Origin of the sequence: Sphingomonas horti (genome assembly GCF_009753715.1) — a bacterium.
Lineage (GTDB): Bacteria > Pseudomonadota > Alphaproteobacteria > Sphingomonadales > Sphingomonadaceae > Sphingomonas_B > Sphingomonas_B horti.
The window spans coordinates 192738-213031 of the sequence record NZ_WQMS01000001.1; the positions used below are offsets into that span (position 1 = coordinate 192738).

Sequence of the window (20294 nt, forward strand, 5' to 3'; positions counted from 1 at the left end):
TTTTCGATCAAGGTGCTATGCCCGAAGTGATTTTTCCCGGCCCGGAGGGCCGCCTCGAGGGTCGTTTCGCTCCCCCGCCCCGCCCCCGCGCGCCGGTCGCGATGATCCTGCACCCGCATCCGCAGGCGATGGGGACGATGAACAACCGCATCGTGCAGGCGCTGTACCAGACCTTCGCGCGTCGCGGCTTCGCGACCCTGCGGTTCAATTTCCGCGGCGTCGGCAAGAGCCAGGGCACGTTCGACAACGGCGTCGGCGAGCTGTCGGACGCCGCCGCCGCGCTCGACTGGGTGCAGAGCTTCCATCCCGAGGCGCAGCAGACCTGGGTCGCCGGCGTCAGCTTCGGCGCGTGGATCGGCATGCAGCTTCTGATGCGGCGGCCCGAGGTGCGCGGCTTCATCTCGATCGCGCCGCCGGCGAACATGTACGATTTCAGCTTCCTCGCGCCCTGCCCAGCCTCCGGCATCATCGTGCAGGGCGAGGCCGACGAAGTGGTGACGCCGTCGGCCGTGCAGAAGCTGGTCGACAAGCTACGCACGCAGAAGCACATCACCATCCACCACGACACCATCCCGGGCGCGAACCACTTCTTCGAACATGAGATGCCGCAGCTGATGGGCAGCGTGGACCGGTATCTCGACTTCCGGCTGGATCCGAGCTGCCCGATCCGGTGAGCCTGCGGGGAGGCGCGTCATGGCCGATCGCGAAAAGCTGCTGCTGGACCTGTTCACCGAGATCGCGGTGGTCGAGCACCTGGTGCGCAACCATCTCGGCACGATCGAGGTCTCCGGCCTGACCGCCGGCCAGTTCGGCGCGCTCAATTACTTCATCCGCAACAACCGCCAGCAGGAGCGCAAGTCGATCCTCGCTTGGATGTTCCAGGTCACGGTCGAGGAGATGGACGTGCATCTGGGCGCGCTGGAGCAGCTGGGCCTGGTCGGCCGGATCGGCGAAGGCGACGGGCAGATCGTCGGCATCACCGCGGCCGGCCGTTCCGCCCACGCCGCGGCAGTGGCCCGGATGGCGCCGGAGATCGAACCGCTGATGTCCGAGTTCGCCGACGAAGACCTGGCACGGACCGTCGAGGTGCTCCAGGAGATCCGTCGCGTGTTCGACAACCTGCCGGAGCGCGCCGCGGCCTCCGCCTGAGCGGAAGGTTAGGAAGGTTCGGCGTGCGGCAAAAATCCGCTCTATCAATCCAAGCCGATTGATCGATCCGCTCGATCAACAGCGCGTGCGTGCGTCCTGTCGCGAATCCGAACATTCCGGGAACATCGCACATCGGACCCGGTGTAGGACAGCTAAATCGTCCAGATCAGGACGTTGCCGACCAGCACGGCGGTCATCACCAGCATCAGCCAGCCGCGCCGTTCCTTGCGGCGAAGTTGCGCGATGCCGCCGAACGCCAGCGCGACGGCGGCAAGCATCAGGACGGACAATATCCAGGGCGGCGGGCCGGTCATGCAGTCCCGATAGCAACCGCGCGCTTGCGCCGCGAGCCCGCGCGCTTGCGGCCGCGCTCGGTCCAGAAGCTCCAGACCGCGAAGCTGCCGAGCATCGTCAGCGTCAGGCCCGCCAGCGTAATCAGCAGGCGATACAGCGTCCCGCCGATCTTGCCCGAGTGGAGCGGATAGGCCTTGTTGAACCATTGCGCGCCGGTCGGCATGGCAAGCGCGTCGCGAGCCGCGACGATCCGGCCGGTCGCGGGATCGACCCACACGCCGGTGCGGCCGTTGGGCAGCCACTCCGCGCGGCGCTTGAGCCGGATCGAGACGAGATCGCCGGGCTTTTTGGGAAGCGCGATGACGCGCAGCTCCGCATCGGGATAGCGGGCCAGCGCTTCAGGCACGATCCGGCGCCAGTCGAGCGCCGCGCGATCGATCGCGCCGCCTTTGACTTTCGGGGGAGCAAGGGTCGCGGCGACCTCGCCGGGCGGCGAGATCGGGCGCAGCACCAGCTCGGCGAACGGGCGGAACACCATCATCGTGCCGGTCGTCATCGAGAGCAGCAACAGCGGCGCCATCACCATGCCGAGATCGCGGTGGTGAGTGACGATCGCCGGGCGGCTCATCCGCTTTGGGACCAGGCGGAAGCGGAAGGTGCGCCGCGTCCGCCACCAGAGCAGGATGCCGGTCACGACGAAGCCGATCCCGATCAGGCCGGCGATCCCGGCGATCGTCTCGCCGGTCTCGCCACTGAACAGGTAATGATGGAAATCGAACAGCCACAGCTCCGGCCGGCCCCACACCGAGTCCCAGCGCGCAACGACTTGGCCGGCCTGGTCGAAATAGGCGCCGCGCTCACCGAAGTTCACGCGATTGAGGCCGAAGCTGTCGCTCGCGAACAGGACCGAGGCCGGCGCTTCCGCCATCAGGCGCGCGGTCAGGTCACCCAGCGCCGCCGGGTCGGTCACCCGCGCGTCCGCCGCTCCAGGCAGCGTCCAGCGCAGCCAGGCGTCCTTCCACAGCAGGATCGTCCCGCTCAGCCCGAGCAGCGCCAGCAGCAGGCCGATCAGGCCGCCCGTCCAGCGGTGGAGCAGGTCGATCCAGCGCATCAGAAGCGATAATCCCAGCCAAGGGTGAAGGTGCGGCCGCGGCCGGCGAAGAAGCGCGAGCGGTCGCCCGCACGAGTCGTGTCGCTGCTATAGTCGATATATTGCCGGTCGAAGAGGTTCTGGACGGCGAAGGTCAGCTGCCCCAGGCCGGTATCATAGCCCAGATAGGCGTCGGCGACCGCATAGCCTTCGAAGTCATTTTCGGGCACGCGCACCTTCCCCGTGAAGCTGCGGCCGAGATAGAATTGGGTCTGCAGCCGCGCCGTGAACGGCCCGCGCGCATAGCTTGCGGCCAGGTTCAGCCGGTCGGGCGAGATGTTGGCGCCATCGAGATCGGTATCGACGACCCCGTCGGGCGGCGTGTCGCTGTCGTAGCGGCCGTCGATATGCGCATAGCCGGCCGAGACGCGCAGGCCGGGGATCGGCGTCTGCACGCCCAGATTGACCTCAAGCCCCTGGATCTCGACCCGCAGCCGCTGCACGTCGAACACGCCGCCGTTCAGCACCAGCAGCTGGCCCTTGTCGCTGGACGACCAGAAATAGGCGACGCTGGCGTCGAGCGGCCCGCGCTTCGCCTCGACGCCCACTTCGCGGTTGTTGGAGACGATCGGGCTGATGTCGAGGAAATTGTCGATGTCGACGCCGGGCCGATTGATCGAGCGCGTGATCCGGCCGACATCGGGCACGGTATAGCCTTCGGCATAGCTGGCATAAGCGCGAATGCCGGGCGCCGGCTCGACGATCACGCCGCCGTTGAACAGCACGTCGCTGAAACTGGGGCTGCCGCCCGCGACCGCGGTCGATCCGGCCGAATAGAGCGTGGTGAAATCATCGATCGTGATCTTCACATTCTCCCACCGCGCCCCGCCGGCCAGGCGGAGCTTGCCGTCGAACAGCTTCAGGTTGAGCTGCCCGAACGGCGCGAGGCTGCGGAAGTCGGTCGGCGGCACCCAGATGCGGCCGGTCGCGATCAGACGCTGCTCGGTCTTGTCGAACAGCGCGTCGAAGCCGGCGATCGCGGTCAGGCCGGGGATGCCGGGCACTTCGCGTTCATAGCTGATCTTGCCGCCATATTTGCGCGAGCGGTTCTGCGACTGGTCGAACAAAGTGCCGACCGGCGCGATCCGCGGGTCCTGGAAAGTCGCGATCGGGGTCGGATCGCCGCCGAACGTGTCGCGCGAGCGGTTGAAGAAAATCTGCGCGACGAAATTGCCGCCGCCGAGATCGGGATCGGTGAGCGACAGGGATGCGGTCTCGGTCCGGTTGGTGGCGGGCACGCCCGGCGGGTCGCCGCGCACCGCCGTGGTCGGAATGCGCCGCGCGCGATCGGCGCTGTTCGCGACCGCGACATAGTCGCCGTCCCCCTTCAGCTCGAAGCGGCTGAGGATCAGGTCCAGCCGGGCCGTATCGCCGAGCTCATAGCCGAAGCGGCCGAACAGCGAGAGCGCCTTGGAATCCTGGATTTCGCCCTGGGTCGAATCGACGCCGATGCGCCGACCGCGCGCGTCGTAGAAGGCGCCCCGCGCCTCATAGGCAGCGCCCGCGGTCGCGTCGGAACGGCCGCTCTTCCAGCTGAGCAGGCCGGCGACCTTGCCGCCGAAGCCGTCGCCGTGGGAGCCATCGTCCGCCGTGCCGCGCACCAGCGCCCGGCCGCTCAGTCCCTCGACCTTCGGCGCGCCGACCGTCACCTGGTTGACGACGCCGCCGGTCGCGCCGATCCCCTGGAGCGCGTTCGAGCCGAAGATCAGCTCGACGCGGTCGACGAAGAAGGGATCGATCGTGAAGCCGTCGCGCGACCCGTCGCGCAGCGGCGTCGACTGCGGGATGCCGTTGATCGCATAAAGCGGCGAGCGTCCTCGCAGCGTCTCGCCGGAGCCCGACAATTTCTGCCGCGTCGGCGAGAAGGAGGGCGTGAGCGTCGAGACCGCGTCGACCACCGATCCGCTGATCGCGGCCTGCTGCGCCAGCTCCTCGGTCCCGACCACGTCGACCGTCAGCGGCAGCGCGCTGGCCGGCAGCACCGACCGCGCGGCCGTTACAACGATTTCGGCCTCACCGCTGTCGGCAACCGCGTCATCCGCCCAGGCGGGCGAAGCGGCGCAGACAAGCGGAATGAGAACGGACTCCAAAGACAGACGGCGCACCAGCGACTCCCCGCAACAATGTTTCGGGCGCCTTAGCTGCTATTGAGAGCGATTTGCAATATCAGTGATCGACAACCATACGCCTGAAGGTGGAGGCGTCGACATTGCCGCCCGACAGGATCACCAGCGTCCGCTCGGCCGGCGCCGTCTTGCCGGCCAGCAGTGCGGCGAGCGCGACGGCACCGCCCGGCTCCAGCACCAGCCGCAGATTGTCGAAGGCCCAACGCATCGCCGCGGCCGTTTCAGCCTCGGTGACGGCAACGCCTTGCACGCCGCGCACCTTCAATATGTCGAACGTCAGCGGCGCAACCTTCAGCGTCTGGAGCGCGTCACACGCAGTCGGCGGCGGGTTCTGCCCGACCGGGACGATCTCGCCGCCCGCGAGCGACCGCGTCATGTCGTCCCAGCCTTCCGGCTCCGCGATCACCAGATCGGCTTCCGGCACCGCCAGGGCGAGACCCGATGCGAGACCGCCGCCGCCGCACGGCGTCACGATCCGGTCGGGCGGCGCGACGCCCAGCGCCGCCATCTGCCGGCAGGCCTCCAGGCCCGCGCTCCCCTGCCCTTCGACAACCCAGGGATCGTCGAAGCTCGGCACCACGACCGATCCGCGATCCTCGGCGATGCGCGCGGCGATCGCCTCGCGGCTTTCGGTCATGCGGTCATAGGTGACGACTTCGGCCCCCAGCGCGCGCGTATTGTCGAGCTTCTTTGCGGGCGAATCGGCCGGCATCACGATCGTCGCGCGGATGCCGAGACGGCGCGCGGCCCAGGCCACGCCCTGCGCATGGTTGCCGGAGGAAAAGGCGACGACTCCCCTTTCCCGCTCCGCCGCGCTGAGGTCGGTGAGTCGGTGCCAGGCGCCGCGCAGCTTGAACGCGCCCATCGGCTGCAGCGATTCGGCTTTGAAATACACCGCCCGGCCGCCGATCTCGCCTTGCAGCAATGGCGTCGGCGGCACGATCTTCTCTAGCTTTTCCAGTGCTCTAACGGCACCGGACCGGTCAGGCTGTCGCCTTGAAATCACGCTTTGTCTCCGTTTTGAAACAGGCTTCAATTCACCGCTTTACAGGGGGGTCCGCCGTTCATATATCGCGCGCCGCTGCCCCATGGGACTTCCACCGCAAGGCAGCTTTGTTGCCAACGACGCCCGGTTGCCGGGCACATGGAGGTCCCTTGAGTTGCACAAGCACCATAGCGCGCTGGGGCTAGCTGCCGACCCCTACAAGGCCGCAAGCGGCCTTGAAATCGCAAACGGGCGACCGGTCCAGCCGGTCACGCTCATTCGTCCGCACGCCGCCCGGCGCGCTGCCCGCTTCTTCGTCGAGAAGTTTCCGGGCAAGACGCTGTACGCGGTCAAGGCGAATCCTTCGCCCGACCTGATCCGCATCCTGTGGGACAGCGGCGTCACGCATTATGACGTGGCCTCGATCGCCGAGGTGCGGATGGTGCGCGAGACGCTGCCTGAAGCCGTGCTGTGCTTCATGCACCCGGTGAAGGCCGAGGAAGCGATCGAGGAAGCCTATTTCGAGCATGGCGTCCGCACCTTCTCCCTCGATTCGATGGAGGAGCTGGACAAGATCGTGCGCGCGACCAAGGGCGCGACCGACCTGACGCTCTGCGTGCGGCTGCGCGTGTCTTCGGAGCATTCGAAGCTCAGCCTCGCCTCCAAATTCGGCGTCGCGCCCTCAGAAGCGAAGGAGCTGCTGTTCGCGGCCCGCCAGGCGGCGGACGCGCTCGGCATCTGCTTCCATGTCGGCTCGCAGGCGATGACGCCAGACGCCTATGCCCAGGCGATGGAGCGGGTGCGCCAGGCAATCGTGGAGGCGGCCGTGACCGTCGACGTGATCGACGTCGGCGGCGGCTTTCCCTCCTCCTATCCCGGCATGGAGCCGCCGCCGCTCGAGCTCTATTTCGAGACGATCCACCGCGCCTTCGAAAGCCTGCCGATCAGCTATTCGGCGGAGCTGTGGGCCGAACCCGGCCGCGCGCTGTGCGCCGAGTACAGCTCGCTGGTGGTCCGCGTGGAGAAGCGCCGCGGCGACGAGTTGTACATCAACGACGGCGCCTATGGCGCGCTGTTCGATGCGGCGCATGTCGGCTGGCGCTTCCCCGTCAGCCTGCTGCGCGAGCCGGACAGCCGCGCGAAGCCGATGGCGTTCAGCTTCTACGGCCCGACCTGCGACGATCTCGACCATATGGCGGGGCCGTTCATGCTGCCCGCCGATGTGGGCCCGGGCGACTATCTCGAGATCGGGATGCTCGGCGCCTATGGCTGCGCGATGCGCACAGGCTTCAACGGTTTCGGCCGCGCCGAGACGGTCGAGGTCGAGGACGAGCCGATGGTGTCGCTGTACGCCGCGGCGGAGCCCGAGGTCGCCTCGAACGTCGTGACGCTGTAACCGGCGTTCCCGTTTGGCTCGCTGAGCTCCGGCGAAGGCCGGAGCGTTGCTCACCTATGCTGACCAGAGCTCCGGCCTTCGCCGGAGCACATGGAGATTTGAATGAACGACACGCCCCTCAACGACACCCGCAAGGCGGAGCTGCTTTCCACCACGGTCGAGCATGTCGATATCCGCAGCTTCGACGCGCGGCCGATCATCGACTCGATGGGGAAGATGAGCTTCACCAGCCGCGACCTCGCCCGCGCGACCCGCATCTACAACACGATGCTGGAGGACAAGGACTGCACCATCTTTCTGGTGATCGCGGGCTCGACCTCGGCCGGCGGCTGCATGGACCTGTATGCGGAGCTCGTGCGGTCGAACATGGTCGACGGCATCGTCGCCACGGGCGCGTCGATCGTCGACATGGATTTCTTCGAAGGGCTTGGCCACAAGCATTACCAGGCACTTGAAATCCCTGACGATAACACGCTGCGCTCGCTGTACATCGACCGCATCTACGACACCTATATCGACGAAGAGCAGCTGCAGGATTGCGACCACACGATCGGCCGCATCGCCGACTCGCTGCCGGCCGGCGGCATCTCCTCGCGCGCCTTCATCCGCGAGATGGGCCGATACCTGAAAGAGCACGGCAAGAAGGAGAACAGCCTCGTCAAGCTCGCCTATGAGCATGACGTGCCGATCTTCTGCCCGGCCTTCGTCGACTCGTCGGCGGGCTTCGGGCTGGTCAAGCACCAGGTCGAGCGGATGAAGGAAGGCAAGCCCTATCTGATGATCGACGCGGTCGCGGACTTCCGCGAGCTGACCGACATCAAGATCAAGGCGGGCACCACCGGCCTGCTGATGATCGGCGGCGGCGTGCCGAAAAACTTCATCCAGGACACCGTCGTCTGCGCCGAGATCCTGGGCCATGACGATGTCGAGATGCACAAATATGCGGTGCAGATCACCGTCGCCGACGTGCGCGACGGCGCCTGCTCCTCCTCGACGCTGAAGGAAGCGGCGAGCTGGGGCAAGGTCGACACCGCGCTGGAGCAGATGGTCTATGCCGAGGCCGGCAGCGTGATGCCGCTGCTCGCCAGCGACGCCTATCACCGCGGCGCGTGGAAGACCCGGCCGGAACGCCGCTGGGCGAAATTGTTCGCGTGATGAAGACGCTGCTCGCCTTCGCCGCCGCGCTGGCCGGATTCATCGCCGGACCGGCGGCGGCGAAGGAAGCGGCGGACCTGATCGTCCGCGACGCGACGCTAATCGACGTCGCGGGCGGACAGGCTGTCCCGCACCGCTCGATCGCGGTCAAAGGCGACACGATCGTCGCCGTCGGCGCGCCGGGCGAGATCGACCGGAGCTACGCGGCCGCGCGATCGATCGACGCGCACGGCCGGTTCGTCATGCCGGGCCTGTGGGACATGCACGTCCATTTCGGCGGCGGGCCCGAGCTGATCGGCGAGAACAAGGCGCTGCTGCCGGTCTATGTCGCCTATGGGATCACGGCCGTGCGCGACTGCGCCGCCGACATCAGCGACGCGGTGCTGCTGTGGCGCGACCAGGTCGCGAAGGGCGCGCTGCTGGGGCCGACCATCTTCACCTCGGGCCCCAAGCTCGAAGGCTATAAGCCGATCTGGAAAGGCACGATCGAGGTCGGCACCCCGGCCGAGGTGGATGCCGCGCTCGACCGGCTGCAGAACGAGATGCGGGTCGATTTCGTCAAGATCACCGACAACACGCTGAAACCGGACATTTTCCTCTACGCACTGAAGGCGGCGAAGGCGCGCGGCCTCAAGACCTCGGCGCATATTCCCTATGCCCTAACGATCTGGCAGGCGGCGGACGCCGGACTCGGTTCGATCGAGCATCTCGATTACCTGATCAAGGCCGGCTCGCGCGACGAGGCGGCGATCTCGGCCGATTATGCGGCGGGAAGGATCAGCTACGGCGACGCGTCGGCCAAGCTGGTCGAGGGGTTTGACCCTGCACGGGCCAAGGCTGCCTATCGCCGCTTCGCCGCGCAGGGCCTTTACGTCACGCCCACGCTGAACATGACGCGGATCCTCGCCTATCTCGACCGCGACGATCATTCGCATGACGAGGCGTTGGCGCTGATCGGCCCGGGGCTGCGCAAGACCTATGAGTGGCGGGTCGAGCGGGCGGCCAAGGCGACCCCGGAGGAAGTCGCCCGCCGCCACGCGAAATATGAGCTGACAGCCTCGCTGATGCCGCTGGTCGAGGAGGCGGGCCTGCAGATTCTCGCTGGCACTGACGCGGGCTATCTCAACTCGTTCAATTATCCCGGCCAGGGGCTGCATGACGAACTGGCACGCTATGTCGAGGCCGGGCTGACACCCGCACAGGCGTTACGATCGGCGGTCGTCACCGGCCCGGCTTTCCTGGGCCAGTCGGCACGCTATGGCGCGCTCGCGCCCGGCAAGGCGGCGGATATCCTGGTGCTCGACGCCAATCCGCTCTCCGACATTGCGGCGACGCGAGCGATCCGGGCCGTGGTGGTGAAGGGCCGGGCCTATGACCGCACGGCGCTCGACACGCTGCTTGCCGATGCCAGATCGGCCGCGTCACGCTGACCGCTTGGCCGCTTGACCGCTTCCCGCCCCTGACGCAGGTTCGTGTCGTAACGGGGAGGAAACGACATGAAGGCTGATATTCTGGCGCCGGCCGCCGTGCTGGTGCTGTGGACGCTGGTGATGCTGGTATGGACGGCGGCGACGCGGCTGCCGGCGCTGAAGGCGGCGGGAATCGACATGTCGAAGGCAGTCGGCGGCCGCGGGCAGGATCTGGAAGGCGTGCTGCCGGCGAGCGTCAACTGGAAGGCGCATAATTACGCGCACCTAGTCGAGCAGCCGACCTTGTTCTACGCGGTCGTCGCGATGCTCGCGATCCTGGGGCAGGTCAGCGCGGTCTCCGTTGCGCTCGCCTGGACCTATGTCGTGATCCGGATCGTGCACAGCCTGGTTCAGGCCACGTCGAACCGCATCGCAGTCCGGTTTCCGCTGTTCATCGCCGGGACCCTTGCTCTGCTGGGGCTGACGGTGATGGCGCTGATCCGCACGCTCGGCTGATTCCCGGTTTCGTCCACAGGCTTTTCCCGGCGGTGATCAACCGCGGGCAAATGCCGCGCACAGCTCGACATGGGTCGACCAGCGGAACTGGCCGACCGGCGTGACGTGCGCGAGCCTGTAGCCGCCGGCGACCAGCAGCTTCGCGTCACGTGCGAAGCTCGCCGGATTGCACGAGACATAGGCGATCCGCGGCACCGTCGACGCGGCGAGCTGCTGCGCCTGCGCTTCCGCGCCGGCGCGCGGCGGATCGAGCACGACGGCTTCGAAGCGGTTCAGCTCGGCGGTCGAGAGCGGGCGGCGATAAAGGTCGCGATGCTCGACGAACAGCCCGCGACCCGACGACTTCAGCGTCAGCACCGCATCGCGCGAGGCTTCGGCAGCGTAAAGCTTGCCGGCAAGGCTGAGCGCGAAGGTGCCGATGCCCGCGAACAGGTCGGCCGTGACGGCGGCATCGCCCAGGGCTTCGCGGACGGCGGCGACCAGCGCCGCCTCGCCATCGGCAGTCGCCTGAAGGAACGCGTCGTGCGGCAGCAGGACCGGCGTGCCGCTCAGCGTGACCGTCACCGGCTGCGGCTCCCAGCGGGTCTGGGGCCCGAAACCGTCGTCCAGCGACAGCCGCGCAAGGCCATGCCGGTCCGCGAACCCGGTCAGCGCTTCGGCGGCCGCGAGCGTGTCGGCCGATGCGCCTTCGAGCAGCAGGTCCGCGCCCTGGTCGGCCAGGGTCATCTTCACCGTGGCGGCGCGCTTGTCCGGCAGCAGCGCGGCCAGCAACGCGCGCAGCGGTTCCACCAGCGCGAACAGCTCCGGATGAAGGATATGGCACTCGCGCATATCCTCAATCCGATTGCTGCGCTCCTGCTTGAAACCGAGCAGCACGCGCCGGCCGATCCGTTGCGCGCTGAGGCTCGCGCGGCGGCGCGTGCGCGCCTGCGACAGGTGAACGGGGGCGAAGTCGGGCAGCTTCAGGCCCTGTCCTTCCAGGGCGTTCGCGATCCGGTCGCGGACGAATCCGGCATAGCTCTGGTCGTCCAGATGCTGGAGCTGGCAGCCGCCGCATTCCGGGAAATGGCGGCATGGCGGCGGCTGGTGATGCGGCCCCGGCTCGACCGAGCCGTCCGCAAGCAGGCGATCGCCGGGCGCGGCCAGCGGCGCGAACCGGCCATCGGCGGTCACGCCGTCGCCACGCGCCGCAACCCGGACGATGAGGTTGAGGTCGGTCACAGGCAGTCCGACAGGCGCCGGGCCAGATCGTCCGCCAAAAAGGCGCTGCCCGCGCGCCGCGCCGCCTCGCCGTGCAGCCAGACGGCCGCCCGGGCCGCTTCGAACGGCGCCAGGCCACGCGCAAGCATCGCCGCCACCGCGCCCGCGAGCACGTCGCCGGTTCCGGCCGTGGACAGCCATGTCGAGGCCTCACCGGCCAGCACCGCCCGGCCGTCCGGCGCCGCGACGACGGTATCGGCGCCCTTGTAGATGATGACGGCGCCGCTGCGGGCCGCGGCGGTGCGGGCGCGATCGACTTTGGAGGCAAGCCGCACGTCGGGGAATATCGCGCGGAATTCGCCTTCATGCGGCGTCAGGACCGCCGGCGCTTCCGGCTTACGCCCCCCGAGCAGGTGCAGCGCGTCCCCGTCGATAACCAGCGACCGCCCGCTGTCCAGCGCAGCCGCCAGCGCCCGCTCGGCGTCACTGCCGCCCCCGAGCCCCGGTCCGATCACCACCGCCCCGATCCGCTCGTCCGCCAGCGCCCGGGCGGGGTCCTGCGCGACGCGGCGGACGATCGCGTGGGGGGAGGCGAAACGCGGCTCGGACTCCAGCAGCAGCACATAGCCGGCGCCGGCATGGGCGGCGGCAAGCGCCGCCAGCTCGCCCGCGCCGGGCATCGCGCCGCCGATCCCCGCGACCATGCCGCGCGTATATTTGTGGTCCTCCGGGCCGGGCGGCGGCAGATCCGGCCGCTCCAGCGCGTTGAGCTCGGCTTTCGCCTCGATGCCGATGTCGACCGTCACGATCCGGCCACAGCGCGCGGCAGCGGGCTGCAGCAGGTGCGCGGGCTTCAGCGTCGCGAAGGTGACCGTCAGGTCGAAGACGGGCACAGGGCTCAGCAAGGCGCCAGTGTCGGTGTCGACGCCGCTCGGCAGGTCGACGGCAACGCGAACGCGAGCGGCATCGGCAAGGCTCCGCAATCGCGCCGCGAGTCCGTCGTCGAGCCCGCGCGACAGGCCGGTGCCGAACAGCGCGTCGACCAGCAGCGGCGCCGGCCTTGCCTCCTCGATCGACACGACCGGACCGCGCCACACCGCGCGCGCCGCAGCGGCCGCTCCGGCCTTGGGTTCGCCCACTGCCGCCACGCAAACGTCCATGCCGCGCTCGGCCAAATAGCGGGCCGCGACATAGCCGTCGCCGCCGTTGTTGCCCGGACCGCACAACACCAAAGTCCCGATCGGGCCGGCGAAGCGCCACGCCGCCTCGGCGACGCCGAACCCGGCGCGCTCCATCAGCAGCTCGACCGTTGTGCCGCCGGCGATCGCGCTCTCCTCGGCGGCGCGCATTTCGGCGGCAGTGAGGATCGGTCGAGCCATGTCTCCCCCTAGCGAGGGATCAGATATCCGCAAATATGTGCGTTTCGGCCTTCGCGCCCGGATGGGTGACGGCGCCGTTGCAAGCGGGCCCGACATTCTGCGCGTAGCGCCAGAGCGCGCCCGCTTGATAGTCATTGCGGCGCGGCTGCCAGCGGGCGCGGCGTGCCGCCAGCACGGCTTCCGGCACGTCGAGATCGATCGTCCCCGCCTCCGCGTCGATGCGGATCACGTCGCCGTCCTCGACCAGGGCGATCGGGCCGCCGTCGGCCGCCTCCGGCCCGACATGGCCGATGCAGAAGCCACGGGTGCCGCCGGAGAAGCGGCCGTCGGTGATCAGCGCGACCTTCTCGCCCATGCCGAGCCCGTAGAGCGCGGCAGTGGTCGACAGCATCTCGCGCATGCCGGGGCCGCCCTTCGGTCCTTCGTAGCGGATGACGATGACGGTGCCTTCGGCGATCCGGCGCGCCTCGACAGCGGCGAACGCGTCCTCCTCGCAATCGAACACCCGCGCCGGGCCTTCGAACTGCAGCCGGTGCATGCCCGCGACCTTCACGATCGCGCCTTCGGGAGCGAGGCTGCCCTTCAGCCCGACCACGCCCCCCGTGGGGGTGATCGGATTGGCGACTTCGCGGATCACTTTCTGGTCCGGATTCCAGGTCACGCGGTCAATATTCTCGGCGAGCGTACGGCCGGTGACCGTCAGGCAGTCGCCGTCGAGAAAACCGCCTTCCAGCATCGTCTTCATCAGCATGTAGACGCCGCCGGCCTCATGCATGTCCCTGGCGACATACTTCCCGCCCGGCTTCAGGTCCGCCAGGTAAGGCGTTGATTTGAAGATCGCCGCCACGTCGTGCAGGTCGAAATCGATCCCGGCTTCATGGGCCATGGCCGGCAAGTGCAATGCCGCGTTGGTGGAGCCGCCGGTTGCCGCCACCACGCGCGCCGCATTCTCGAAGGCCGCCCGCGTGCAGATGTCGCGCGGGCGGATCGCGCGGGCGAGCAGGTCCATCACGGCCCGGCCCGCCGCCACGGCCACTTCGTCGCGGGCACGATAGGGCGCGGGCACCATGTTGCTGTTCGGCAGCGACAGCCCGATCGCCTCGCCGACACAGGCCATGGTGTTGGCGGTGAACTGGCCGCCGCAGGCGCCGGCGCCGGGGCACGCCACTTTCTCCAGCTCGATCAGCTCGCGCAGCGGGCAATTCCCGGCCGCGTGCTGCCCGACCGCCTCGAACACATCGACGACGGTCACGTCGCGGCCGTGGAAGCTGCCGGGCAGGATCGACCCGCCATAGACGAACACGCTCGGCACATTGAGGCGCAGCATCGCCATCATCATGCCCGGCAGCGATTTGTCGCAGCCGGCAAAGCCGACCAGCGCGTCATAGCAATGGCCGCGCACGCTCAGCTCGACCGAGTCGGCGATCACCTCGCGGCTGACCAGCGATGACTTCATGCCCTGGTGGCCCATCGCGATGCCGTCGGTGACGGTGATGGTGTTGAAGCGCCGCGGCATGCCCCCGCCCGCCTCCACGCCGGCGCGCGCGGCATCGGCCTGGGCGTCGAGCGTGATATTGCAGGGCGCACTGTCGTTGCCGGCCGAGACGATGCCGACGAACGGCCGCGCGATCGCCTCCTCGTCGAGCCCCATGGCGTAATAATAGCTGCGGTGCGGGGCACGCTCGGGACCGACCGAAACGTGGCGCGACGGAAGCTTGGTCTTGTCGAAACGCGTCGTCATCGCGCCCTGCTATGTCCGCAACGGCGCCGCGGGCGCAAGCTTGTTGCGGCAGTGCACAATCACATGCTCCAGCACTTCGGCCCAGCGTGCCACGCCGGCGGTGTCGCTGATCAGATCATTGCGTACCTCGATCGCCAGATAGGGGATGCCGTGCGCTTCGGCGTGCAGGTTCATCGTCGCGTTCAGCAATTTGCCCGAATAGGGCTCATTGTCGCCGGTTTCGAAGCCCATCGCGCGGAGCTCCTCGATCGCGATCCGGGCGGCGCGATCGTCGCCGTTGTACAGGATGCCGACCTGCCACGGCCGGTCGGGCCCGTCCGACATCTCCAGCCGCGGCGTGAAGCTGTGAACGGCGGCGATCAGGGCGGGCGCATTTTCCGCGACCATGTCCGCCAGCCGCGCATGATAGGGGCGCCAGAAGCGCGCGATCCGCGCGTCGCGTCCGGCGGCATCGAGAGCGGCGTTGCCCGGGATATGGTGGCCGTCGCTGGCCACGGGGATCAGCGCCGGGCTGTCCTCTTCCCGGTGCAGGTCGAGCACGAGCCGCGAAACGGCGCCGAACAGCCCCGGACAGCCAAGCCGCGCGCACAGCGCGCCGCCCAGGTCCGCAGCGCCGATGTCCCAGCCGATATGCTTGTCGGCATGCGCCGGGTCGATGCCGAGATCGATATCGGCCGGAATGGCGCGGGAGGCATGATCGACGACGATCAGCAGGCCTGTGGCCGCGTCGCCGGGAAGAATGGAATAGGCTTCGCTCACGCCAGTGCTGCTGCCCGGTCGCGCCGCGAATGTCACGCGGGTTTGGGGAGCAGCGCCAACGGGGCGCCGCTCCCCATGCCCGACGCATGCGCGAGAAACGCCGCGCATGGACCTTGGGCGGACGGGCGATGCTGGCGGGCAGGCCGATCCGCTCTGTCCTGATCAGCAATGGCCGTGCCAAATGCTAAACCATTGATTTTAGGAGGCGCAGATAAAGGGAGACTGTGCCGGAGCGAGACAGGCGGGTCAGGCCAGTATCGTTGCGAGACACCAGGGCCAATCGCGTCGCGCGGCGGCTTCGGCGCGGGCGAGATCCTCGTCTCGTTCGAAGAGCGCGAAGCAGGTCGCGCCGGATCCTGACATGCGGGCGAGCAGGACGCCCGGCCGGGCGCGAAGCCATGCGAGCAATTCGCCGATCGCGGGGCAGAGGCGGATTGCCGGCTCTTCGAGGTCGTTGCGCCCGGCCAGCGCCGCCGCAAGCGGCTCGCCCTGGGCCAGTGCCCCGCGATCCATGCCGTCCCAGGCGGCGAAGACCGGCCCGGTCGGCATGGCCGCGCCCGGATTGACCAGCAGCAACGGCGTGCCGCTCAGGCGGCCCGGATCGACGGGCGTCAGCACGTCACCCCTTCCCTCGCCGCGCACCGTGTGTCCGGCGAGGCAGGCCGGCACGTCGGCCCCCAGACTCCGCGCGATCGGCTCCAGCGGAACTTCCGTGCCCCAGAGCCGCGCCAGCAGCCGCAGCGCCGCCGCCGCATCGGCCGACCCGCCGCCGATTCCGGCGGCGACCGGCAGGTTCTTCGCGAGCCGTAGCGCTGCGCCTGCGGAAACGCCCGCGGCTTGCCGCAGCGCCTCCGCAGCCCGGAGCACGAGGTTTCCCGGCCCCGCGTCCAGCCCGGCGGCGAACGGACCCTCGATGCGAAGCGAGAGCGCTGCATCGGGCTCCACAGACAGCCGGTCGCCCTCCTGCGCGAACGCGAAGATTGTCTCCAGCCTGTGATAGGCGTCCGGCATCCGGCCGCGCACATGCAGCGCCAGGTTGATCTTGGCAGGCGCAGTCTCGGTGAGCTCATTCGCAAGCGACATGAGCGCGCTATCGCCCAACCGCCTGCCGTCGCCAAGCGTCGCTCAGGCAATCGGCGAGGTTCTTAAGCCCGATGACCCGCGGCCGTTTTATTCGCCGGGCGCTTGTGGCCCCCTTGTCGCATGGGACATGCCTCATGTCGGAACTTGCAAGACTGCGGGACGATCATCTGACGCTGGGACGGCTGTTCCGGCGGCTGGGCGACGTGATCGAGCAGCAGGACCCGCCGCCGCAGGTCGAGCTGTTCGAGCTCCGGCGCGAGCTGGTCTCCACCCTGCTGGCCCATCTGAAGCTGGAGGACTGGGCGCTCTACCCGCGACTGATCGGCAGCGCCGATCCGACGATTTCCGCCACCGGCCAATGGTTCAAGGATGAGATGGGCGGGCTCGCGCCGGCCTTCCTCGCCTATTCCGAGAAATGGAATGCAGGCACGATCGACGCCGACTGGGCCGGCTATTGCCGCGACACACGCGGCATACTCGACGCGCTCAGGAACCGCCTTGCGCGCGAGAATCGCGAGTTGCTGCCGCTGCTGGAAAGGCTCGACCGCGCCGCGTAGCGCGCCGATCCGCCATCGTCAGCGCGCGGCGAGTGCCGGCGTGAAGCCGCCCTCGGCCTTGGCTTTCGCGCGTGCGGCCACATCGGCATTGTCGGCAAGCACGGCGGCCGCGTTCCAGGCGTAGCGCGCCTCGTACTTGCGGCCGGCCGCCCAATAGGCGTCGCCCAGATGCTCGTTCATCGTGGCGTCCCCGGGCTGGCCCTGCACCGCCTTTTCGAGCGTCGGGATCGCGCTGGCGACGTCGCCGATCAGATAATGCGCCCAGCCGAGCGAGTCGGTGATGGCCGGATCGTCGGGCTTCAGCTGGCTCGCCCGCTCGATCAGCGCCATCGCGGCCTTCACATTCTCGCGCCGCTCAAGCTGGGCATAGCCGAGATAGTTGAGCGCGACCGGCTGCAGCGGCGCGAGTTGCACGGCCTTTTCGAGCGCGGGCTTGGCCGCGGCCCAATCCCCGCCCTGCTCCAGCGCGCTGCCCTTCAGCAGCCACACGCTCCACAGCTTGTCGGCCATGTCGGGCGATTTCTCGCCGAGCGCGATTGCCCGGTCATAGGCCTGCGCTGCCTCGGCATGACGCTCCAGCGCCTCCAGCAAGTCGCCGACGCGTACCATGTCGGCGAGCGTCGCGCCCGGGCCAATGCTCTTTGCCTGCGCAAGCGCGAGCGCCTCGTCACGACGGTCGAGTACCGTCAGGATGCCGACGCGCGTGTCGATCGCCGCGCCCGACCAGGGACTGTCCGGCCCGATTGCGGCGGCAAGCTCCAGCGCCCGGTCCGACTGGCCGACATTCGCCAGCAGGCGCGCCAGCATCACCGTCGCGCCGTCGTTCGACGGGTCGAGATAATGGGCGAGCCGGGCCAGCGTCAGCCCGACCGCCGAGCGCGGATCCGACTGGATCGCCTCGCCGACCCGCACGAACAGATTGGCGATGCCGCCTGCGGCATCCAGCGAACCGACCTTCAGCGGCTTGCCGGCCCGGAGCAGGTCGCGTGCCGCCGCGATCTCGGGCTCGTCGCCGCGCAGCAGCATCAGCGCCGTATCGTGGCGACCGGCCGCCTGAAGCGCGGACGCGACGGTCAGCTTCAGCGCCGCCGAACCGCCGCCCGAGGCAAGCGCCTGTGCCTGAGCGACCGTCGCGGCTTCGTCGAGCTTGCCCGACGCGACCAGGATCAGCGCGCGCTGCTCCGAGGCGAGAGCCGATGTCAGCGCGCTCCCGGTCGGCGCGTCGAGGATCGCGAACGGGTCGCCCTGCCCGCTCGCCTGCGCGACCCAGGCGCGGAGCACGGGGATCACGAAATCGAAGCTGCCGTCCTTGCCCAGCGCGACCAGCGCCGCGTCGGCGGCAGGCCAGTCCTTCGCCTTGAGCGCCCGTGACAGGTACAGCAATTGGCCGTCGGCGGGCAGCGCGCCGGCCTTGTCGAGCGCCGCAGCGGCCTTCAGCGCGAGGGGAAATTCGCCGCCGACAATGGCCTGACGGTAGGCGCGCGCGGCGATGGCGGCATCGTCGGGGCGCGCCGTCAGCACCGCCGAATAGGCGCTGGCCGCCATGTCCAGCGCCCCTTCCGATCCCGCCAGCCGCGCCCTTGCATAGGCCTGCAGCAGCGACCCAGAGTCGATCGCGGTCACCTTCTTCGCTTCGGCGCCAGACGCCGCCAGCAGCGCGACGGCCAGGGACAGGCTACATATTGGGGTAATTCGGTCCACCACCGCCCTCCGGCACGACCCAGTTGATGTTCTGGGTGGGGTCCTTGATGTCGCATGTCTTGCAGTGAACGCAATTCTGCGCGTTGATCACGAAACGCGGATTTCCCTCGTCCTGTCCCACAACCTCGTAAACGCCGGCCGGGCAGTAACGCTGCGCCGGCTCGTCATAAACCGGCAGGTTGTAGGCGATCGGAACGTCGGCGTCCTTCAGCGTCAGGTGGATCGGCTGGTCCTCCTCGTGATTGGTGTTCGAGAGGAAAACCGAGGAGAGGCGATCGAAGCTGATCACGCCGTCGGGCTTCGGATAGTCGATCTTCTGCGTCTGGTCCGCGCGCCACAGCTTGGTGTGGTCGGGCTTGTGCCTGAAGGTGAACGGCAAGCCCAGCCCCAGCTGCCGCATCCACATGTCGATGCCGGCGAACAGCGTTCCGACCGTGCCGCCGAACTTAGCGATCGCCGGCTCAACGTTGCGGACCTTCTTCAGCTCCCTGGCCACCCAGCTGTTCTCGAGCGCTTGCGGATAGGCGGTCAGCTCGTCGGCGGAGCGATCGGCGCGGATCGCGTCGACGGCGGCTTCGGCCACCAGCATGCCCGACTTGATCGCCGTGTGGCTGCCCTTGATGCGGGGCACGTTCACGAAGCCGGCGGAGCAGCCGATCAGCGCACCGCCGGGGAAGACCAATTTCGGTACCGACTGCCAGCCGCCCTCGTTGATCGCCCGCGCGCCGTAGGACACGCGCTTGCCGCCCTCCAGCACTTCCCTGATCGCCGGATGATGCTTCCATCGCTGGAATTCGTGGAACGGCGACAGATGCGGGTTCTTGTAGCTGAGCGCAACGACGAAGCCGAGCGCGACCTGCCCGTTCGCCTGGTGGTAGAGGAAACCGCCGCCCCACGCGTCGGTGAGCGGCCAGCCCTGGGTGTGGACGACCTTGCCCGGCTTGTGCTTCGCCGGATTGATGTCCCACAACTCTTTCAGGCCGATGCCATAGACTTGTGGTTGACTGTTCGCATCCAGCTCGAAGATGCGCTTGAGCTCTTTCGTCAGATGGCCGCGCGCGCCTTCGGCGAAGAAAGTGTATTTGGCGTGGAGCTCCAGGCCCGGCTGGTAATCGGGCTTATGGGTGCCGTCGCGCGCCACGCCCATGTCGCCGGTGGCGACGCCCTTCACCGACCCGTCCTCGTTGAACAGGATCTCGGCGGCGGCAAAGCCGGGGAAGATCTCGACGCCGAGCCCTTCGGCCTGCTCGGCCAGCCAGCGGCAGAGATTGCCGAGCGACCCGGTATAAGTGCCCTTGTTGTTCATGAAAGGCGGCATCAGGAGGTGCGGGAATTCGTATTTCTTGTGCTTCGTGAGCACCCAGTGATGGTTCTCCGTGACCGGCGTCTGGGCAAGCGAGCAGGTGTCGCGCCAGTCCGGCAGCAATTCGTCGAGGCCGGCCGGGTCGACGACCGCGCCCGACAGGATGTGCGCGCCGACTTCGGAGCCTTTTTCGAGCACGCAGACGGACAGCTCCTGCCCATTCGCTTCGGCGAGCTGCTTCAGCCGGATGGCGGCCGCCAGCCCTGCCGGGCCTGCGCCGACGATCACCACGTCATACGGCATCGCTTCGCGTTCGCTCATTCGTCGTTCCTCGTTACGGGCCCGCTTCGTCGCGCCTCGGCCACGGCTTGTGGCGGTTAACCGATGCAGT

The 20294-nt window shown here is 68.4% G+C and carries 18 protein-coding genes; 7 read left to right on the forward strand and 11 right to left on the reverse strand.

Features of this window, described 5'->3' with window-relative positions; genetic code table 11:
* Positions 1 to 17: 17 nt before the first annotated feature.
* Both GON01_RS00865 and GON01_RS00870 read left to right on the forward strand, forming a co-directional pair.
* The gene (locus GON01_RS00865) at positions 18 to 674 is read left to right on the forward strand and encodes an alpha/beta hydrolase (protein WP_157025114.1); all 657 of its coding nucleotides are present in this window, start codon (positions 18 to 20) and stop codon (positions 672 to 674) included.
* 19 nt (positions 675 to 693) lie between these two features.
* Positions 694 to 1149, forward strand: coding sequence for a hypothetical protein (locus GON01_RS00870; protein ID WP_157025115.1), 456 nt, complete (start codon positions 694 to 696; stop codon positions 1147 to 1149).
* A 152-nt stretch (positions 1150 to 1301) separates the two neighbouring features.
* Here the strand turns inward: GON01_RS00870 and GON01_RS16515 are convergent, their stop codons facing one another.
* Genes GON01_RS16515 through GON01_RS00885 form a run of 4 tightly spaced genes read right to left on the reverse strand, consistent with a single transcriptional unit; the run spans position 1302 to position 5722 of the window.
* Positions 1302 to 1463 (reverse strand): hypothetical protein, encoded by a 162-nt coding sequence (locus GON01_RS16515; protein WP_181600152.1) that lies wholly within the window; start codon positions 1461 to 1463, stop codon positions 1302 to 1304.
* Positions 1460 to 2554, reverse strand: coding sequence for a PepSY-associated TM helix domain-containing protein (locus GON01_RS00875; protein WP_157025117.1), 1095 nt, complete (start codon positions 2552 to 2554; stop codon positions 1460 to 1462). Before GON01_RS00875 ends, GON01_RS16515 begins: the two co-directional genes overlap by 4 nt.
* Positions 2554 to 4701, reverse strand: coding sequence for a TonB-dependent receptor (locus GON01_RS00880; RefSeq protein WP_157025118.1), 2148 nt, complete (start codon positions 4699 to 4701; stop codon positions 2554 to 2556). Before GON01_RS00880 ends, GON01_RS00875 begins: the two co-directional genes overlap by 1 nt.
* Positions 4702 to 4759: 58 nt before the next feature.
* Complete coding sequence (locus GON01_RS00885; protein WP_408640890.1) at positions 4760 to 5722, reverse strand: threonine ammonia-lyase; 963 nt, start codon at positions 5720 to 5722, stop codon at positions 4760 to 4762.
* A 157-nt stretch (positions 5723 to 5879) separates the two neighbouring features.
* Here GON01_RS00885 and GON01_RS00890 point away from each other — a divergent pair, with 157 nt between their 5' ends.
* The 4 genes from GON01_RS00890 (at position 5880) to GON01_RS00905 (ending at position 10180) form a co-directional block, all read left to right on the forward strand.
* Positions 5880 to 7100: a type III PLP-dependent enzyme gene (locus GON01_RS00890; protein ID WP_157025122.1), complete on the forward strand. Its 1221-nt coding sequence runs from the start codon at positions 5880 to 5882 to the stop codon at positions 7098 to 7100.
* Positions 7101 to 7202: 102 nt separating this feature from the next.
* A complete protein-coding gene (locus GON01_RS00895; protein ID WP_157025124.1) occupies positions 7203 to 8255 on the forward strand; it encodes a 1,9-bis(guanidino)-5-aza-nonane synthase in 1053 nt (350 codons plus the stop codon).
* Complete coding sequence (locus GON01_RS00900) at positions 8210 to 9685, forward strand: amidohydrolase family protein (protein ID WP_309503687.1); 1476 nt, start codon at positions 8210 to 8212, stop codon at positions 9683 to 9685. The genes GON01_RS00895 and GON01_RS00900 overlap by 46 nt, the downstream gene beginning before the upstream one ends.
* A gap of 66 nt (positions 9686 to 9751) precedes the next feature.
* The gene (locus GON01_RS00905; RefSeq protein ID WP_157025126.1) at positions 9752 to 10180 is read left to right on the forward strand and encodes an MAPEG family protein; all 429 of its coding nucleotides are present in this window, start codon (positions 9752 to 9754) and stop codon (positions 10178 to 10180) included.
* A 36-nt stretch (positions 10181 to 10216) separates the two neighbouring features.
* Here GON01_RS00905 and GON01_RS00910 read toward each other — a convergent pair whose 3' ends face one another.
* From GON01_RS00910 to GON01_RS00930, 5 genes are all read right to left on the reverse strand, one after another.
* Complete coding sequence (locus GON01_RS00910) at positions 10217 to 11401, reverse strand: class I SAM-dependent RNA methyltransferase (protein WP_181600155.1); 1185 nt, start codon at positions 11399 to 11401, stop codon at positions 10217 to 10219.
* Positions 11398 to 12759, reverse strand: coding sequence for an NAD(P)H-hydrate dehydratase (locus tag GON01_RS00915; RefSeq protein ID WP_157025127.1), 1362 nt, complete (start codon positions 12757 to 12759; stop codon positions 11398 to 11400). The genes GON01_RS00910 and GON01_RS00915 overlap by 4 nt, the downstream gene beginning before the upstream one ends.
* 19 nt (positions 12760 to 12778) lie before the next feature.
* Positions 12779 to 14500 carry a dihydroxy-acid dehydratase gene (ilvD, locus tag GON01_RS00920; protein WP_157025129.1) on the reverse strand — a complete coding sequence of 574 codons (1722 nt, stop codon included), beginning with the start codon at positions 14498 to 14500 and terminating at the stop codon, positions 12779 to 12781.
* A gap of 9 nt (positions 14501 to 14509) precedes the next feature.
* Positions 14510 to 15259 (reverse strand): N-formylglutamate amidohydrolase, encoded by a 750-nt coding sequence (locus GON01_RS00925; RefSeq protein WP_309503691.1) that lies wholly within the window; start codon positions 15257 to 15259, stop codon positions 14510 to 14512.
* 246 nt (positions 15260 to 15505) lie between these two features.
* The gene (locus GON01_RS00930) at positions 15506 to 16342 is read right to left on the reverse strand and encodes a 4-(cytidine 5'-diphospho)-2-C-methyl-D-erythritol kinase (RefSeq protein ID WP_157025133.1); all 837 of its coding nucleotides are present in this window, start codon (positions 16340 to 16342) and stop codon (positions 15506 to 15508) included.
* A 134-nt stretch (positions 16343 to 16476) separates the two neighbouring features.
* Between GON01_RS00930 and GON01_RS00935 the strand changes: the two genes are divergently transcribed.
* Positions 16477 to 16899 carry a hemerythrin domain-containing protein gene (locus tag GON01_RS00935; RefSeq protein ID WP_181600156.1) on the forward strand — a complete coding sequence of 141 codons (423 nt, stop codon included), beginning with the start codon at positions 16477 to 16479 and terminating at the stop codon, positions 16897 to 16899.
* Between the two features lie 18 nt (positions 16900 to 16917).
* On the opposite strand, the gene GON01_RS17285 is transcribed toward GON01_RS00935, so the two are convergent.
* Together GON01_RS17285 and GON01_RS00945 are read right to left on the reverse strand one after the other, a co-directional pair.
* Positions 16918 to 18600 carry a tetratricopeptide repeat protein gene (locus GON01_RS17285; protein ID WP_157025136.1) on the reverse strand — a complete coding sequence of 561 codons (1683 nt, stop codon included), beginning with the start codon at positions 18598 to 18600 and terminating at the stop codon, positions 16918 to 16920.
* The gene (locus tag GON01_RS00945; protein WP_157025138.1) at positions 18575 to 20224 is read right to left on the reverse strand and encodes an electron transfer flavoprotein-ubiquinone oxidoreductase; all 1650 of its coding nucleotides are present in this window, start codon (positions 20222 to 20224) and stop codon (positions 18575 to 18577) included. Before GON01_RS00945 ends, GON01_RS17285 begins: the two co-directional genes overlap by 26 nt.
* Between the last annotated feature and the right edge of the window lie 70 nt (positions 20225 to 20294).

Excerpts from the sequence above, each read along its gene's own strand:
- GON01_RS00905 (WP_157025126.1), top strand. The coding sequence starts at position 9,752 with ATGAAGGCTGATATTCTGGCGCCGGCCGCCGTGCTGGTGCTGTGGACG.
- GON01_RS00935 (WP_181600156.1), top strand. The coding sequence starts at position 16,477 with ATGTCGGAACTTGCAAGACTGCGGGACGATCATCTGACGCTGGGACGG.
- GON01_RS00945 (WP_157025138.1), bottom strand. The coding sequence starts at position 20,224 with ATGAGCGAACGCGAAGCGATGCCGTATGACGTGGTGATCGTCGGCGCA.
- GON01_RS00930 (WP_157025133.1), bottom strand. The coding sequence starts at position 16,342 with ATGTCGCTTGCGAATGAGCTCACCGAGACTGCGCCTGCCAAGATCAAC.
- GON01_RS16515 (WP_181600152.1), bottom strand. The coding sequence starts at position 1,463 with ATGACCGGCCCGCCGCCCTGGATATTGTCCGTCCTGATGCTTGCCGCC.
- GON01_RS00915 (WP_157025127.1), bottom strand. The coding sequence starts at position 12,759 with ATGGCTCGACCGATCCTCACTGCCGCCGAAATGCGCGCCGCCGAGGAG.
- GON01_RS00875 (WP_157025117.1), bottom strand. The coding sequence starts at position 2,554 with ATGCGCTGGATCGACCTGCTCCACCGCTGGACGGGCGGCCTGATCGGC.
- ilvD (WP_157025129.1), bottom strand. The coding sequence starts at position 14,500 with ATGACGACGCGTTTCGACAAGACCAAGCTTCCGTCGCGCCACGTTTCG.
- GON01_RS00870 (WP_157025115.1), top strand. The coding sequence starts at position 694 with ATGGCCGATCGCGAAAAGCTGCTGCTGGACCTGTTCACCGAGATCGCG.
- GON01_RS00865 (WP_157025114.1), top strand. The coding sequence starts at position 18 with ATGCCCGAAGTGATTTTTCCCGGCCCGGAGGGCCGCCTCGAGGGTCGT.
- GON01_RS00895 (WP_157025124.1), top strand. The coding sequence starts at position 7,203 with ATGAACGACACGCCCCTCAACGACACCCGCAAGGCGGAGCTGCTTTCC.